This is a genomic window from Vibrio sp. Vb0304 (genome assembly GCF_033338995.1).
Classification (GTDB): domain Bacteria; phylum Pseudomonadota; class Gammaproteobacteria; order Enterobacterales; family Vibrionaceae; genus Vibrio; species Vibrio alginolyticus.
The window spans coordinates 86159-101229 of sequence record NZ_JAWOTT010000007.1; the positions used below are offsets into that span (position 1 = coordinate 86159).

General features: G+C 44.6%; 16 protein-coding genes. 3 read left to right on the forward strand and 13 right to left on the reverse strand.

Going from position 1 to position 15071, the window contains the following annotated elements; all coding sequences use genetic code 11:
• Nucleotides 1–15 precede the first annotated feature (15 nt).
• Nucleotides 16–615, forward strand: a complete 600-nt coding sequence (gene recR / locus R7P35_RS11500) for a recombination mediator RecR (protein WP_005380619.1) — start codon at nt 16–18, stop codon at nt 613–615.
• A gap of 51 nt (nt 616–666) precedes the next feature.
• On the opposite strand, the gene aqpZ is transcribed toward recR, so the two are convergent.
• The 3 genes from aqpZ to R7P35_RS11515 form a co-directional block, all read right to left on the reverse strand.
• A complete protein-coding gene (aqpZ, locus tag R7P35_RS11505) occupies nt 667–1365 on the reverse strand; it encodes an aquaporin Z (RefSeq protein WP_213904882.1) in 699 nt (232 codons plus the stop codon).
• Between the two features lie 229 nt (nt 1366–1594).
• Nucleotides 1595–1843, reverse strand: coding sequence for a YkgJ family cysteine cluster protein (locus tag R7P35_RS11510; RefSeq protein ID WP_017820793.1), 249 nt, complete (start codon nt 1841–1843; stop codon nt 1595–1597).
• A gap of 137 nt (nt 1844–1980) precedes the next feature.
• Nucleotides 1981–2229: a GlsB/YeaQ/YmgE family stress response membrane protein gene (locus tag R7P35_RS11515; RefSeq protein ID WP_005380625.1), complete on the reverse strand. Its 249-nt coding sequence runs from the start codon at nt 2227–2229 to the stop codon at nt 1981–1983.
• A gap of 188 nt (nt 2230–2417) precedes the next feature.
• Here R7P35_RS11515 and R7P35_RS11520 point away from each other — a divergent pair, with 188 nt between their 5' ends.
• Together R7P35_RS11520 and R7P35_RS11525 are read left to right on the forward strand one after the other, a co-directional pair.
• Entirely contained in the window at nt 2418–2858 is a 441-nt protein-coding gene (locus R7P35_RS11520) for a YcgN family cysteine cluster protein (RefSeq protein WP_005384948.1), read from the forward strand.
• Nucleotides 2859–3049: 191 nt separating this feature from the next.
• On the forward strand, nt 3050–4729 hold the full coding sequence (locus tag R7P35_RS11525; protein WP_005380681.1) for a mechanosensitive ion channel family protein: 1680 nt from the start codon (nt 3050–3052) through the stop codon (nt 4727–4729).
• A 69-nt stretch (nt 4730–4798) separates the two neighbouring features.
• Here the strand turns inward: R7P35_RS11525 and R7P35_RS11530 are convergent, their stop codons facing one another.
• The 10 genes from R7P35_RS11530 to gap all read right to left on the reverse strand — a co-directional run bounded on the left by R7P35_RS11530 (nt 4799) and on the right by gap (nt 14898).
• Nucleotides 4799–5083 (reverse strand): putative quinol monooxygenase, encoded by a 285-nt coding sequence (locus R7P35_RS11530; protein ID WP_005384942.1) that lies wholly within the window; start codon nt 5081–5083, stop codon nt 4799–4801.
• Nucleotides 5084–5100: 17 nt separating this feature from the next.
• Nucleotides 5101–5496 (reverse strand): VOC family protein, encoded by a 396-nt coding sequence (locus R7P35_RS11535; protein WP_005380685.1) that lies wholly within the window; start codon nt 5494–5496, stop codon nt 5101–5103.
• Between the two features lie 140 nt (nt 5497–5636).
• The gene (locus tag R7P35_RS11540) at nt 5637–5936 is read right to left on the reverse strand and encodes a ribbon-helix-helix domain-containing protein (protein ID WP_005384938.1); all 300 of its coding nucleotides are present in this window, start codon (nt 5934–5936) and stop codon (nt 5637–5639) included.
• Nucleotides 5937–6072: 136 nt separating this feature from the next.
• Nucleotides 6073–7650 carry an alkaline phosphatase gene (locus R7P35_RS11545; protein ID WP_025767190.1) on the reverse strand — a complete coding sequence of 526 codons (1578 nt, stop codon included), beginning with the start codon at nt 7648–7650 and terminating at the stop codon, nt 6073–6075.
• Between the two features lie 398 nt (nt 7651–8048).
• On the reverse strand, nt 8049–8408 hold the full coding sequence (locus R7P35_RS11550) for a hypothetical protein (RefSeq protein ID WP_005380688.1): 360 nt from the start codon (nt 8406–8408) through the stop codon (nt 8049–8051).
• Between the two features lie 251 nt (nt 8409–8659).
• Nucleotides 8660–9607, reverse strand: coding sequence for a ChaN family lipoprotein (locus tag R7P35_RS11555; protein ID WP_042522507.1), 948 nt, complete (start codon nt 9605–9607; stop codon nt 8660–8662).
• 97 nt (nt 9608–9704) lie between these two features.
• Nucleotides 9705–10532 (reverse strand): 23S rRNA (guanine(745)-N(1))-methyltransferase, encoded by an 828-nt coding sequence (gene rlmA / locus R7P35_RS11560; protein WP_042522506.1) that lies wholly within the window; start codon nt 10530–10532, stop codon nt 9705–9707.
• A 96-nt stretch (nt 10533–10628) separates the two neighbouring features.
• On the reverse strand, nt 10629–12665 hold the full coding sequence (locus R7P35_RS11565) for a methyl-accepting chemotaxis protein (RefSeq protein ID WP_042522505.1): 2037 nt from the start codon (nt 12663–12665) through the stop codon (nt 10629–10631).
• A 197-nt stretch (nt 12666–12862) separates the two neighbouring features.
• Nucleotides 12863–13747, reverse strand: coding sequence for a D-hexose-6-phosphate mutarotase (locus R7P35_RS11570; protein WP_213904880.1), 885 nt, complete (start codon nt 13745–13747; stop codon nt 12863–12865).
• A gap of 155 nt (nt 13748–13902) precedes the next feature.
• On the reverse strand, nt 13903–14898 hold the full coding sequence (gene gap / locus R7P35_RS11575; RefSeq protein WP_005380697.1) for a type I glyceraldehyde-3-phosphate dehydrogenase: 996 nt from the start codon (nt 14896–14898) through the stop codon (nt 13903–13905).
• Nucleotides 14899–15071: the final 173 nt, after the last annotated feature.

The following is a 15071-nucleotide window of genomic DNA, read 5'->3' on the forward strand; positions in this document are numbered from 1 at the left end:
TTAAGCGGACTTTTAATGCGTACCAGTCATATGCTGGAACAATTGATGGAGGCCTTACGTTGTCTACCTGGGGTTGGCCCCAAGTCAGCGCAGCGTATGGCCTTTCATTTGTTACAGCGCGATAGAAAAGGCGGTTTGCAGCTTGCAGATGCGCTGAGTCAGGCAATGACAGAAATAGGTCATTGTACTGAGTGTCGAACCTTCACCGAAGAAGAAGTCTGTCACATTTGTACCAACCCAAAACGCCAAGAAAATGGTCAAATTTGTGTGGTAGAAAGCCCGGCAGACATCGCAGCCGTTGAAGCAACAGGCCAATATTCTGGTCGGTATTTTGTTCTTATGGGGCATTTGTCGCCATTAGATGGTATTGGTCCAAGTGATATTGGATTGGATGTCCTTGATTACCGCTTACGTCGCGGTGATATTACCGAAGTGATTTTGGCGACAAACCCAACAGTTGAAGGTGAAGCCACTGCCCACTACATCGCAGAGCTATGTAAAGAGCACCAAGTTGATGCCAGCCGCATCGCGCATGGTGTGCCTGTCGGTGGGGAGCTAGAGCTTGTTGATGGCACGACGTTGTCACATTCGCTATTAGGTCGACACAGAATTTAATAAAAAGCCGCTGAATTCAGCGGCTTTTTTGATTTTGGGAGTTAGGAACGATTAATCGTTCGATTCTTTACCAAGAAGATTTTTGTAGATAACCGCACCAAGCACGCCACCCACAATAGGAGCAATCCAGAACAGCCATAGCTGAGAAACCGCCCAGTCACCCACATATACTGCGACTGCCGTGCTACGAGCAGGGTTTACTGACGTATTGGTGACAGGAATGCTGATCAGGTGAATGAGAGTCAAACACAGGCCAATTGCGATAGGTGCAAAGCCTTGTGGCGCACGTTTGTCTGTTGCACCCATAATGACAATCAGGAACATCATCGTCATGACAACTTCAGTCACAAGTGCAGCGATCATCGAGTATTGGCCTGGAGAGTGTTCACCATAACCATTGGCGGCAAAGCCAGAACCCACAACATCGAATCCTGCTTGTCCAGATGCAATAACGTAAAGCACGCCACCTGCGATAAGCCCGCCGATCACCTGTGAGATGATGTAGGGAGCAACGTCTTTTGTCTCAAAACGACCGCCTGCCCAAAGGCCAACTGTCACTGCAGGGTTCAAGTGACAACCTGAAATATGACCGATAGCAAATGCCATCGTCAGAACGGTTAAACCGAATGCCAAAGAAACGCCCAACAGACCAATACCCACTTCAGGGAAACCCGCAGCCAACACCGCGCTACCACAGCCGCCTAACACTAGCCAGAACGTGCCAACAGCCTCAGCCAAATACTTATTCATGTTCTTTCCTGATCTTTAATTAAATGACCCGCTGAACATAGTCGAGAATTGTCAATAAATTGTGAGGGAGATCGCGCGAAAACCGCAAATGGAACGCTATGTGGCAAGAGTTCTCAAGGGTGAGATAAAAAGCAGAGGGGGAAAGTGCTAAATCTTGAGTTTGCTTTGATTACTGCCGCGGAGAGAAACAACCGAGGTACTAACTTTAAACGTGTGGTCTAGAGTCGCATTACGTCAATTGTTCTAATTCAGTGATGTTGTCGAGTGCTTCTTGATTGGTGTTGCCGCATACAATCGGACACGGTTTAAAATCGTGACAGACTTTAGGGCGTTCAGGCTTACCAAATAGCTTGCACAAATTGTCGTCGTTGAGTTGCACACAACGAACACCTGCAGGTTTGCCCTTCGGCATTCCTGGTATTGGTGAAGAGATACTTGGCGCAATACAGCACGCTCCACATCCTAATCGACAATCCATAATGTAAACCTCTTAAAAATTAAGGGGGCAATTATGGTCATTTTGACGTGGATTGGAAGAGTGAAGAAAGAAAAAAATAAAAGGGCGCGCTTAACATTACGCTCCCTTTTTGGTTTTTTGCTTTTAAATCATCGTGATTATTTTAAGAAACGGTTATAAACAAACAACAGAATAAATGCGCCTAGTGTTGCGGTAATGATACTACCAATGTTGACGCCAGTGGCTCCGCCGAAACCGAGAATGCCGCCAAGGAAGCCACCTACAAATGCCCCTGCAATACCAAGTAACATTGTTGCAATCCAACCGCCCCCATCTTTTCCTGGCATGAGCCATTTAGCAAGTGCGCCGGCGATTAAGCCCAAAATAATCCAAGAAATAATACCCATGAAAACTCCTTAATGCCTTCTTGATCAATTGAGTAATGGAAACTTGTTTAAGGATAGAACAGTAAAACGAAAGTAGTTGAATATCTCCACCGTTATGTGGGAAGGATGCAAGATCTTCTCAAAACTTGAACTTTTGCGTTGAGAAGAGTATAAATCGCCCCCTAAATTCCCTTGGTGAGACCTGAAGTATGAGCACTCCATTTTGGCAAAGTAAATCGTTAGAGCAGATGACAGAAGAGGAATGGGAATCTCTCTGTGATGGTTGTGGCAAATGTTGTTTGCATAAGCTGATGGATGAAGATACCGATGAAATCTACTATACCAATGTGGCTTGTAGCTGGCTGAACAGTAAAACGTGTTCATGTAAGGATTACCCAAACCGTTTCACTTCGGGTGAAGAGTGCACCAAGCTGACCCGAGAAGACATCGACGATTTTACTTGGCTGCCACACACGTGCGCTTACCGTCTGTTGGCAGAAAAGCAGCCTTTACCAGAATGGCATCCGTTGATTACCGGCTCTAAGTCCGCAATGCATGCGGCTGGGGAAAGTGTCCGTAACAAAGTTGTTTACGAGATTGATGTGGTGGATTGGGAAGACCATATTTTAAATCATCCCAACCGTCCTTAGTCGAATAAAAACAAGCCTTTCATTGATTAAATGAAAGGCTTGTTTGCTATTGGGGCTCCCAACTTTGACGTCTCGCTAACGAAATGCTGCTCAGTTTATTATTTAGTGTTGTAAACTTAGGAGTATGATTTCAACGCTTTACACTTCTATTCCTGATTGTTTTGATCAGGATTGTTCCCTATGAGGTAAACATGACGTTTCATTTCCCCCAGAAACTGCGCCTGACATCTTGGGTGACATTATTCGCACTTGCCGTCATTATGTTCTCCCCAATGGCTGTTCATGCGACTGCTACTGACGATATCCAAGAGCCTTCTGCTGCCGAAATCTCGATTGACAACTTGAACCGAGAGATTGTGGATTTATCCCAAAGCCTCTCGCAAGCGAGTGGCGACGAGCGTGATGCCCTTCAACTGCAACTATTCCAAAAGAATGAAGAATTGAGAAGCCAGTTAGCGTCAGCGATTGAACGTGAAACTATCTCTCGCGACAAGCTGATCTTGCTAGTTAAAAAACAAGAACAATACTCTGAGGACGCGACGAACTATCTATCGGAAAAAATAAAGAAAGTCGTCGAGGATTTAAATAAGGCTAAGGATGAAGAGAAGCTTGCTCTTGTTAATGATTATCGAGAGCTACAGCGTTATCTTGATGTTAGCTTCGATTCGAGCTGGCAAAATCTCGCTTGGTTGAAGGAGCTAGGGGCCCAAAACGAGCGCGCAGAAGCGGAACTAAAAGATAAAATTGATAAACGTATGCGCTTACTGTCTGCTTCAATTGAGTACTTGAGTCAGCAAAGTGAGATCATTGGTTCCCAACTTTCGTCTAGCCCAGAGTCGGAAAAAGCGTCGTTGCAACTTAGTCAGCTCATTACTAAACAAAGGCTAAATATTGCGACAGAAAGCTTACGCAACCTGATTTCAATTGGTGATAAAGTCGGTTTAGAAACGTCTGAATACAAACGCCAAATTTTTGAAGTGACGGGTAATATCACCCATGATTTACTGAATACCAAAGTTGTGTGGTCAATACTGAGTCACTGGTCCAACTCGGCACTGGATTGGTTTGCCGAGAATGCACCGCAGCATATCTTCCAGTTGTTTGTTTTTGCGCTGATTTTATTGATCGCTCGCGGACTGGCTAAGTTAACGCGCAAAGTGGTCCGTAAGGCAGTTGCATCGAAAAACTTAAAACTTTCCCACTTGATGCAGGACTTCTTTATCTCGATGTCCGGCAAATTCGTGTGGGTGATCGGTATCATGGTGGGCTTATCTCAGCTTGGTTTGAACCTAGCGCCAATCCTAACCGGTTTCGGTATTGCTGGTGTGATTATTGGTTTCGCGTTGCAAGACACGTTATCCAACTTCGCGGCGGGTATGATGCTGCTTATTTATCGCCCATTTGATGTTGGTGATTTTGTGTATGCTGGCGGTGTGGATGGCAAGGTAAGCCATATGAGTTTGGTGAACACCACAATCCGTACGTTTGATAACCAAATTATTATTGTGCCTAACAGCAAAATCTGGGGAGATGTGATTAAGAACGTCACGCATGAACGCATTCGCCGCGTGGATATGGTGTTTGGCATTGGCTATGCGGATGACCTCTTAAAAGCGGAGTCAGTATTGTCTGATATCATTACCTCTCACCCTTCGGTACTTCGCACTCCAGAGCCAATGATCAAAGTTCATACATTAAATACGTCTTCTGTAGATTTTATTGTGCGTCCTTGGGTAAAAACGGATGATTACTGGGATGTATACTGGGATGTGACTAAAGAAGTGAAACTACGCTTCGACCGAGAAGGTATTTCGATTCCTTTCCCACAACAAGATGTGCATTTGCATATGGTGGAGAAGCAAGACGCTTAATCACAGGTCCCAACTAGTGGAAGGCACTCTAGATAGAGTGCCTTTTTTGATCTTCGGTTAGCGCTATAGTTACAGTTCGTTAAAGAACACCAGTTTCGGCTCGCATTCTAACAAGTTGTCGATCTGGCTAATCAAAAGAGCAAAGTGTTCTGTTTTACCATGAAGCTCAAATGCTTGTTGGTTTTTAAATTGCTCCTGAAAAACGAAGTGGCATGTATTGTCTTTATCTTGGAACAATTGATAACGAACGCAACCTTCTTCATTGCGAGTAGGTTCAAGCGCTCGGGTAAGTACCTCTTTTAACTCTTGTTCTTTTCCCGGTTGTGCATGAAAGGTAGCCGTCAAGTGAATCATAATGTTTACTCTTTTTGTTATAGGTAACGCCCTTGGCGTTGCAGGAACTCAATTTTGTAACCATCAGGGTCGGTTACAAAAAAGAACGTTGCTAAATGCTTTTGTTGATGGTCAAAGGCTTTGATGTCACCAGTTTCAATGCCGAGAGATTTAATGCGTTTGTGGGCTTGTTCAATGTCCTCCACGCTGACGGCAAGGTGGCCGTAGCCTGAGCCGTGAGTGTAGGGCTCACTTTGGTCATGATTGTGCGTCAGTTCCAATTCAAAGCCAGTTTCTTGGTTGGCTAGATAGGTTAGAGAAAAGCCATCAAAGATGTATTGATCAGCGACTTCTAGTTCAAGTACGTCACAGTAAAATTGTAGAGAGCGGTCCAGATCACTTACTCGGATCATGGTGTGAATCATTTTTGTCATAGGTACTCCTTGATAGTCCGCATAGGTTAGCGATTTCAAAAGGAGTCTGGGTAGTACTCTAGTACGACAAATTAGAAGATGCTCAAGGGTTTATAATACGGATGCACAGCCTAGGATGGTTATTGGTCGGTTGGTTGCTATTAACTGTTAAGTTGCGCAAGTGCTTGACGAGTGGTCTCTTGAGGTTGGCGGGCGTAAGTGAGGCAAGCGCATCGAAGTAAGGAGGCAAAGTTGTTCACTTCACCATTGTATTCGAGTGCTTCTTGATAAACAGTGCTTATGAATTTAGGAACCGTCATGTTTTGAGCACTAGCGATTTCCTCAAGAATTGTCCAAAAGCTCGCTTCAAGTTTTACACTGGTCGCGTGACCATCAATACGGATAGAGCGGGTGATGAACTGATAGTTGTCTTGGGGTTGCTTAGCAAAGATTTCGCACATTTTCTTTATTCATATAATTAAAGACCCATAATTATTGTGGTGTACGATTTAAAACGTCAACTGTTTTCATGCATAAAAAAACGCTCCCTTGCGAGAGCGTTGAAACATCACGAGTTGTGAAGTAAGTGCAAGTTGATTATTTAATTTGTTGCTTCAAGTACTCGCCTAGTTGCGAGTGGTGCATGATTTTTGATACCGGAAGGATAGTTTCTGCAGGTCCCCAAGCAAATACGTTGACAGGAGTATGCGTATGAGTACCCGTCCCCCATACTGTGTTTTGCTTTGTTGCATGCTCACGCGCTAGCAAGTTGCCACGGTCGTTGTAAGGAAAGAAAGCATCAAAGTCATTGATTGTCGGTACGTTCTCTTCGCTTAAGTATTTGTGTCCAGCGAGTCGGTATGGATTTGGTTTACTTGCTAATACGCGTTCTGCTTGCTCAGGCGTAATCGAAAAATCGCTATTTGCGTTCACGACTTCCGCAAACTTCTCTGGAGTTTGCTCTTTCTTATCAAGCGCTTGGAACTCACTGATCATGCCGTAGTAACTTTTCTTTTGGTTGTATAAACCATCGAGGATCTCGAACTGACCAAAGTTGAAGTTTGGCGCGTAATCCTGATTTTTGAATGCTTCGCCGTCGCGTTTTTGTGGTTTAGGCAAGTTTGCTGATGAGTAGCTAAAGCCAAAAGAGCCGGTTTCGTGGTCAGCAGTAACAATGATCAGGGTGTCATCACGGCCTTTTGCCCACTCATAAACTGAGTTTACCGCTTCATCGAATTTAAGCATTTCATGCAGCATCGTACCTGCATCGTTACTGTGGCCAGCCCAGTCAATTTGGCCGCCTTCAACCATCAAGAAAAAACCGTCTTTGTCTTTTGAAAGAATGTCGATTGCTTTGGTGGTCATTTCTTTCAGCGATGGCTGCGTGCGTTTTGGATCGTTTTTGCTTTGACTGTAGGCAATACCATCGTTCATGCCCGAGTAAGCAAAAAGTCCAAGTAATTTGTCACCTTTAGCTTGTGTGAGCATATCGCGGCTGAAAGCCAGGTTGTAACCTTGGTCTTGCGCCTCAGTAAGCAAGTTGCGCTCATCTTTACGTTTCGACTTTAGGTAGACATTACCTTCAGTGAGCTTTTCAAGTTGCTCGTATGTCTCTCCCTTGTCGTTTGTCGACTTTGGAATCCAATGACGAAGTCCCCCAGACATCATCACGTCTACGCCTGTTTCGAGCATATCCGCCGCAATACTGTTTTCTAGGGAGCGATGTGGTTGATGAGCGGCAAATGCTGCTGGCGTTGCGTGGGTCATACGCGTATCAGAGACGAGCCCTGTTGCTTTACCTTTACTTTTGGCTTTTTCCAAAATAGTTTCGACATGGTTGCCTTGGCTATCAATGCCAATGACTTCAGAAGCGGTAGGGATTCCTGTCGCTAGCATCGTAGCTGAGCACGCAGAGTCGACGACAATTGCGTCTTCTGGATTGGTCAGTGATGATCCAATCACACCTTCTTGAGCGAGTTTGTATAACGCTGTGCTTTCGCCTTTGTAAACCGAGTTAGGTGCGTGTTTTGCGTAGGTCTCGAGTAAACCAACTTGTTGAGGACCCATGCCGTCGCCGATCATCAAAATGACGTTTTTGATTTCAGCTGAGAGTGCGTTGAAAGAGAGGGTAGATGCAGCCACTGCCGTAACGATTGGAGATACTAAGCGCTTCATTATATTTTCCTTGTTTATTGAAAGCGCAGGCATTAAAGCAATGATTTATGAAGGTTTTGTGTCGGTAATAAAAGTTTAACCAAATTGTCGTTTTTGTTTGGTTTTGCAGAAAAAATGAGTCGCTCTGTAACGTTCGTTAGTTTGGAAAGAAGAAAGCCCACAAACGTGGGCTTGGATTACGCTTAGGAGTTGAAAGCATGGACTAAAGTTATCCATTCAGTGCCTTCACAAGAAACCTAGTTTAGGGAGCAATAAACGAGCATGTATTATCGGGCCACAAGAGCGGTCGAATTCACTTACGTTTGCATCATATCGTTCTTTGGCCTATTAAATTATGGGCTGCAGTAAGTGTTTGGTTCAAATAGGATTTGTTGTCGTGACGATTATCAGACTGGTTATCAGACTAATGCCAGTATGATGCCACCAACGGTAAGTGCCGCAGAAAGGTATTGACCCGCAGAATATGAGCCATCCTCTTCTTTCTCGATTTTATCGGGGTGATCCATGCCAAGCGCACCATGCGTGAAAGATTCGACCTTTTCACCAACAGATTTATCTTCTGCTTCTATTTTCTTGCTGTCGTGCTCGATTTGTTGCAGAGCGGCAAGTAGCGCTTTGCCTTCGGTCGAAAGCGTCACCTTATTGTGTTCGACTTTCAGCGGCGAAGCACTAGTTTCTTCTTGTGCAATACTTGCTTGTTTAGAGGCGACAGATTGTTTGGCATAGCTATTAACAGAAGTGCTTCCTACTGGATTCATCGAATACTCCTTGGAACATCGACACTCGGTCACTGAGTGCGGGTAAAAAGCAGTTATATTTTTATCGGCGGCAAAGTTTATTTCTGAAGCTATTTGGATAAAAACAGGTCTGCTTTTGCCGCTTCTAGTTTCTATTGGTGATCATTAGCAAAAAATAGACCAGCAGGAAGCAGACCCTTGTCACTCGATGAACTCGGAGCGGTGTGATGATGCAACGCAACGGCAAGGTAGTAACTTAAATTGAAGAGCAGCTACTTACATTGAAGATCGTTATTGCGTTTAGTTAGATGTTGATATGCCGCCATGCGGTGAGCATCTTGTACATACCGTACTGGTGGTGCGAGAACCTCTAACTGATAGTCAGTATTATCAGAAAGCACGTTATCTGTTGGGCTAATTACAACCACTTTTAAGCTCGGGTTGCGGCTTAAGATTGATGCTGCCGTACCCAACCCTTGCTCGGTGTGAAACTTGCCTGCAACATGGACAACCTGAGCGCCTGGGTTGTCGTCTAGGTAGCTAACGATAGATTCCGCCATAGTTTCATCCCAAGTAACTTGAGCTGCAAACTGTTTTTCCGTCTGCTCTGGCTTACCGTGATGCATGGATGCCATGAACTTTTCTTTGTACGGACTACTACCAGTGTTGATGGCTTGTGCAATGAACATCCGCTGATCATCATCGAGCTTGTTAATGTAATCTAGCCCTTGTCGACCAATGCATCGGACAATGCTCTTTGGTGCATTTGCTGCAATGACCGGGAGATTTTTCTGCTTAGCAAACTCCACGAGAGGGCGATAGTCGCTTTCATAATTGGGCCAAGCGTTGGCTTGTTTCATTAAGTACTGTTCGCCGATCTCCCCACGTAGGTAAGCGTCAACAACAGGTTGTTTGTCGCGGGTAAATTGTTCCATAGATAACGCGAGTGAGCGGTCGTAGGACGTAAGTTGTTTGAGCATATCGGTTTGAAAGCGATGAACGCCGGCGTGTGTGTGCCATTCACCAATAAGAATGACATCTGCTTGTTGCAGCTCAATTGGCAGTTTGCTTAGAGCGATGTGCTCGCCAGAAGGGGTGTATAGTTGGTAGTCGTAAAAACTAGTGACTTCCGCTGAGGTTGCGTGAGAGTCGGTGTGCGTATATGAAGAGCAACCAGTAAGTAAGCCTGCAAAGAGCAAGCTCAAAGTAGAAAAGCGCATTGAAAAGCCTCCAAAAATGTCCGGATGATATTAATGGAGGCTGAGCAATGAATCAATATAAATGATAACTATTTGCGTTTGTTGTTTTTTTGACTTATTAATCGAGTGTTTTTTTGCGATATACACGCAACATAAAATCAGCCTCACATTGGAAAAGTGTAGCGGATTTCAACTCTTCACGAAGAGCATCGGTTGCTTTCCATGCGAATGGCGTCATTTGCAATAAATCGATTGCGGCTCCGTTTTTCAAGTCCATAACATAGTTAAGATGCTGCTGGTGCTCTAATTCAAACCCTTCAATATGTTCTGGTTCTTCATTGTGAAGACGAACTTCTTGATAAATGCGCTCACGCAGTTGGTATAAGTGGCGGCTAGCAGGAGTAACCGTGACAACAACGCCGTCGTTTTTTACAACGCGCTGCAGCTCCTCAGCTTTACACGGGGCATAAATGCGCAAAATGGCATCTAAGGATTCATTTGCTAAGGGAAGTCGGTGACTAGAAGCCACACTAAAGTTGCAGTGCGTGTAACGCTTCGCCGCGTAACGAATGGCAACTTTGGAAATGTCTAAGCCATAAATCGTGGCATGGTTCGCTTGTGTTTCTATCGTCTTTTGTACTTGATCTGTGTAGTAACCTTCACCACAACCAATATCTAATAATTGATGGGTGCTCCCCTCTGTGTATGTTGCACACAGCTGCGCCACTTCTTGGCGCATTGGGTTGTAGTAATCTCCTTCAAGGAATCGACGACGAGCTTGCATCATCTCTTTGTTGTCACCAGGATCTTTAGAACGTTTGTGGTGCGCTGGCATCAAGTTAACGTAGCCTTCTTTTGCTAAGTCAAACTGATGATTGTTTTCGCACTTAAACGTTTTTTCATTTAACGCTAGAGCTTGGTGGCATAGAGGGCATTGATAGTTCATGACGATCTCGAACAGAAAGTAGGGCGGCAAATTCTATCAAAAAGCGTGGTATCAAGTGAAACAAAAAGAGCCGACTGGGTCGGCTCTTATAAAGTATTAGTGGAAGAAGTCGACTTGCTCTTTCAAGTTTCGTGCTTGTTGTTGAAGTTCAATGGCACTTTGCGAGGTTTTTGCGCCCGTGTTGCGGCTTTCTCGGTTAAGTTCACTGATAGAATGGGCATTTGCTGCAATTTCTTGTGAAACTTGAGCTTGTTCTTCTGAAGTCGCTGCAATGGCGTCGGCTTGAGAGGCTATCGACTGCACCTGTACTGCGATGGCTTCTAATGCTGTGCCCGCGTCTTGTGCTTTGTCCAAGACCTGGTTTGCACTGCGTTGGCTGTCTGTCATCATATTAACTGCATTATGAGTCGACCCTTTTAGTTTCTCGATAATTTCCACGACATCCTGAACTGAGCTTTGGGTTCGGTGCGCAAGTGTGCGCACTTCATCTGCTACAACTGCGAAGCCACGGCCTTGCTCACCTGCTCGTGCTGCTTCAATGGCGGCATTCAAGGCAAGTAAATTGGTTTGCTCAGCAATTTCATCAATCATTTTAGTGACGGTTTGAATACTCTCGCTATCGCGATTTACTTGCTCGATAGCCGTTGCTGATTGATCCAATTGATCGTTAAGTTGAGCAACGTCGATACATACGCCTTCAACAATCGCGAGACCAGATTGACTATCAGTATTTGCTGAGCGTACGTTTTCCGCAATGCTTTCGACTTGTTGTGCGACAGATTGAGCGGAAGAGGCCATTTCTTCAATCGCTGTCACAACTTGCTCGACTTCTTGTTGTTGTCGGTCGGCTTGGGTCAAATTGCTATGTGCATCGTTGGCAACGCTGGTGGAGTTGCTCTCCACTAAGTCGCTTGTTGAACGGATCTTACCAACGAGTTCATTGAGCTGACTTGCCATACTGGCGACACCCGAGCTCAGGTTCGTAATTTCATTCTTTGATGCTTTACGAGACGCTGGAATGTTCAAGCTGACTTCGCCGCCCGCTAAGCGAGTCATGTATGAGTTTAGAGTCGTGAGAGGTTGTAAGCTGCGATTCAAGAAAAGCGTCAGTACAACAAAAGTAATGATTGCCGCTACCGAAGAAATGATGGCAATGAGTGTGAGAAGCGTGTCGCTACCTTTTGTAACTTCTTTGATAAACGTACCGCCTAGCAGTTTCCAATTCCAACCTGGAACCTCTGTGTAGACAAGATACTTTTCGCCTACGTTACCTTGGTACTCGAAAGGGTAGCGAATTAATCCACTAGATTGTTCGAAAATCTGACCAAAAGGCTTGTGACCATTGTAGTCGGCGACTTCTAGTATTGACGAATCTGAGCCGCTTTTTGCTGGATGAAGTAGGTATTTACCAAGATTGTTGTCGTCGTTATCAACGATAATGGTGTAACCAGTGTCGCCCCATTTTATCTCTTCGAGTGCATCGAATAAGGTTTGTGTCGCTTGGTCTACTGGTAAGCCAATAAACGATAGGCCTGCTACCTTTCCTGTCGCATCTTTGATTGGGGCATAGTAGGTAATGTAGCGCTCGCCATACAATTTAATTTGAGCGTAATACGGTTGTCCTGCTTTAAGTTGCTGATAACCAGGATGGTTGATGCCTAGCGTGGTTCCGACCGCTCGCTGACCTTGTGGATCTTTTAGGGAGGTGGACACCCGAATAAAGTCGTCACCCAATGGTGCGAATAGCGTTGCTATAGCGCCGGTATCACGTGTGAAACTGTCGACCAACTTGGTGTCATTAATTAAGCTTTCACTGTATTGAGTGATGTTTGGTACTTCATGTCCCATGAAGTCAACCGTGTAATTTTCGACATAGACACCGGCAAGGTAGCCATTGCGAAAAGTAGATTCGAGGACTTTAGCGGTGTGCAGGTAAGCATCGAATTGGCCAGCAATGGTTTTTGCCATTGATTCTACTTTAGATTGGTGTTCTTTCAGTGTGCTTTCCAATAGAACATCGGAAGCGTTGCGGTAAACAAGCGCTGCAATACTGCTGAAAGCAATGAATAGACACAAAGTGATCACCAGTTTCAACTGGAATCCGACACTTTGATTTCGGTATCTCTCTAACATAGACTAATTCCTGATATTTTTATTATTTATGAGTTTTGTATCGGTATGCTATCGGTTTATATGATCAATTTTTTTGATATTTATTAATGAAACCGTCAAAAGTGACCAGTAACCAATAAGTTAGTAAAGATAGGACCATCTAAGCAGAGCTTTTATTACAAAAAAAGCCGGGTATCCCGGCCTTTATATGGTGATTCTTACTGCGCTGAAATGACAGTGACAAGTTCATGTGTCTCACCTGGTTGGAGGGTTTGACCTTGCTCAATACTTGGTGCATGAACAGTAGACTCCACACACAACATGGTTTGATAACCATCGTCAGCCATGTCACCCATGCTTTGCGCACCTTCTGCCCAAGGGTTCCATAATACTGCTGAGTTGTGGCCTTGGTTGTGTACGCTTAGCGTACGATCCAATACCGGGTCTTTTACCAAAATTTTCGCTTCTGGTTGCGTGTAAACGCGGTCAATGGTGTCAGTTAGTTGTAGAACATTACTACCTTGGCATACCGCATCAGCTTTCAAGCTATCAATGTACTCGGCACCCATGCCTGTCGTTTGTGCTTGCTTAATGTCTCCAACGTTTAGGTAAGTATGTAATGCGCCAGAGAAGGTCCAAGCCTCGTCATCAATGTTCATGACTTTGAGCGTCACTTTTAGCTCATCGCCCACTTCAATCACCAAACGAGCGTCAAACATATGGGGCCAAATATCGTGGATTTCTTCTGTCGGGAACAGAGCAAGTTCAACAATCACACCGTTATGGTTCTCACGATGTTCAACCAACTCCCATTCTGCGGTGCGGGCAAAGCCGTGAGCTGGAGCAGCAATACGCCCAAACCAAGGCCAACAAACCGGAATACCACCGCGAAGAGCAGCTTTACCATCGAAGACAGCTTTTTCGCTCATCCAGATCAGATCTTCTTGACCTTTAGGCGTGAACGACACGACATGACCACCGTGTAGCGAGATGCCTGCCGTTGCTTTGTCATGAATCACGCGGACGATTTTTATCTGATCAACTTCAACGATAGTGACGTTATCAGATAGCACCGTTAGGGCTGGGAGAGTTTTTAAATCCATGTGTAGTTTCCTATCGCTGGGGAGAGCTTTTAGACGCGCTTCGCACATTAAATGCAACATCGAGCCTGTATTCTCTCAAATTCCAGATACAAAAAAGGCGACTCTAGAGCCGCCTTTTCTTTAACGAAGTTATTCGCTAATTGCTAACTTTCTAATTACTTAGAGATGTGAGCGATTAGGTCTAGAACTTTGTTTGAGTAACCGATTTCGTTGTCGTACCAAGATACAACCTTAACGAATTTGTCAGTTAGCGCGATACCAGCTTTAGCATCGAATACTGAAGTGCAAACTTCGCCGATGAAGTCTTGAGATACAACTGCATCTTCAGTGTAGCCTAGAACGCCTTTTAGTTCGCCTTCAGAAGCTTCTTTCATCGCTTTACAGATGTCTTCGTAAGAAGCACCGTTAACTAGGTTAACAGTTAGGTCAACTACAGAAACGTTAGCAGTTGGTACGCGGAAAGCCATACCAGTTAGTTTGCCGTTTACTTCTGGAAGTACAACGCCTACAGCTTTAGCAGCACCAGTTGAAGATGGGATGATGTTTTGAGAAGCACCACGACCACCGCGCCAGTCTTTAGCAGAAGGACCATCTACAGTTTTTTGAGTTGCTGTAGTTGCGTGAACTGTAGTCATAAGACCAGATTCGATACCGAACTTGTCGTTAAGAACTTTAGCGATAGGCGCTAGACAGTTAGTAGTACAAGAAGCGTTAGAAACGATGTCTTGACCAGCGTAAGTGTCGAAGTTTACGCCGTTAACGAACATTGGAGTAGCGTCTTTAGAAGGACCAGTTAGTACAACTTTTTTCGCGCCAGCAGTGATGTGCTTACGTGCAGTCTCGTCAGTTAGGAAAAGACCAGTTGCTTCAGCTACAACGTCAACACCGATTTCGTCCCATTTTAGGTCTTCAGGGTTGCGCTCTGCAGTAACACGTACAGTTTTACCGTTAACGATTAGGTTACCGCCTTCAACTTCAACAGTACCGTTGAAACGGCCGTGAGTTGAGTCATACTTAAGCATGTATGCCATGTAATCTACATCGATAAGGTCGTTAATACCTACTACTTCGATGTCGTTGCGCTCTTGCGCTGCACGGAATACGAAACGACCGATACGGCCAAAACCGTTAATACCTACTTTGATAGTCATTATAGTTGCTCCACAACTTAATTTCTGATTAAAGATAACTGGTAGTAAAATTACAGAATCCAGTAAACATCTGCAAGTGATAATCGGACTTAACTTGTTTAAAGTCAAAAAAAAGCGACGCTTTTTTTAACAATTCTTTGCAAATGTACGTTTTTTAAACTTTTAACTGATTC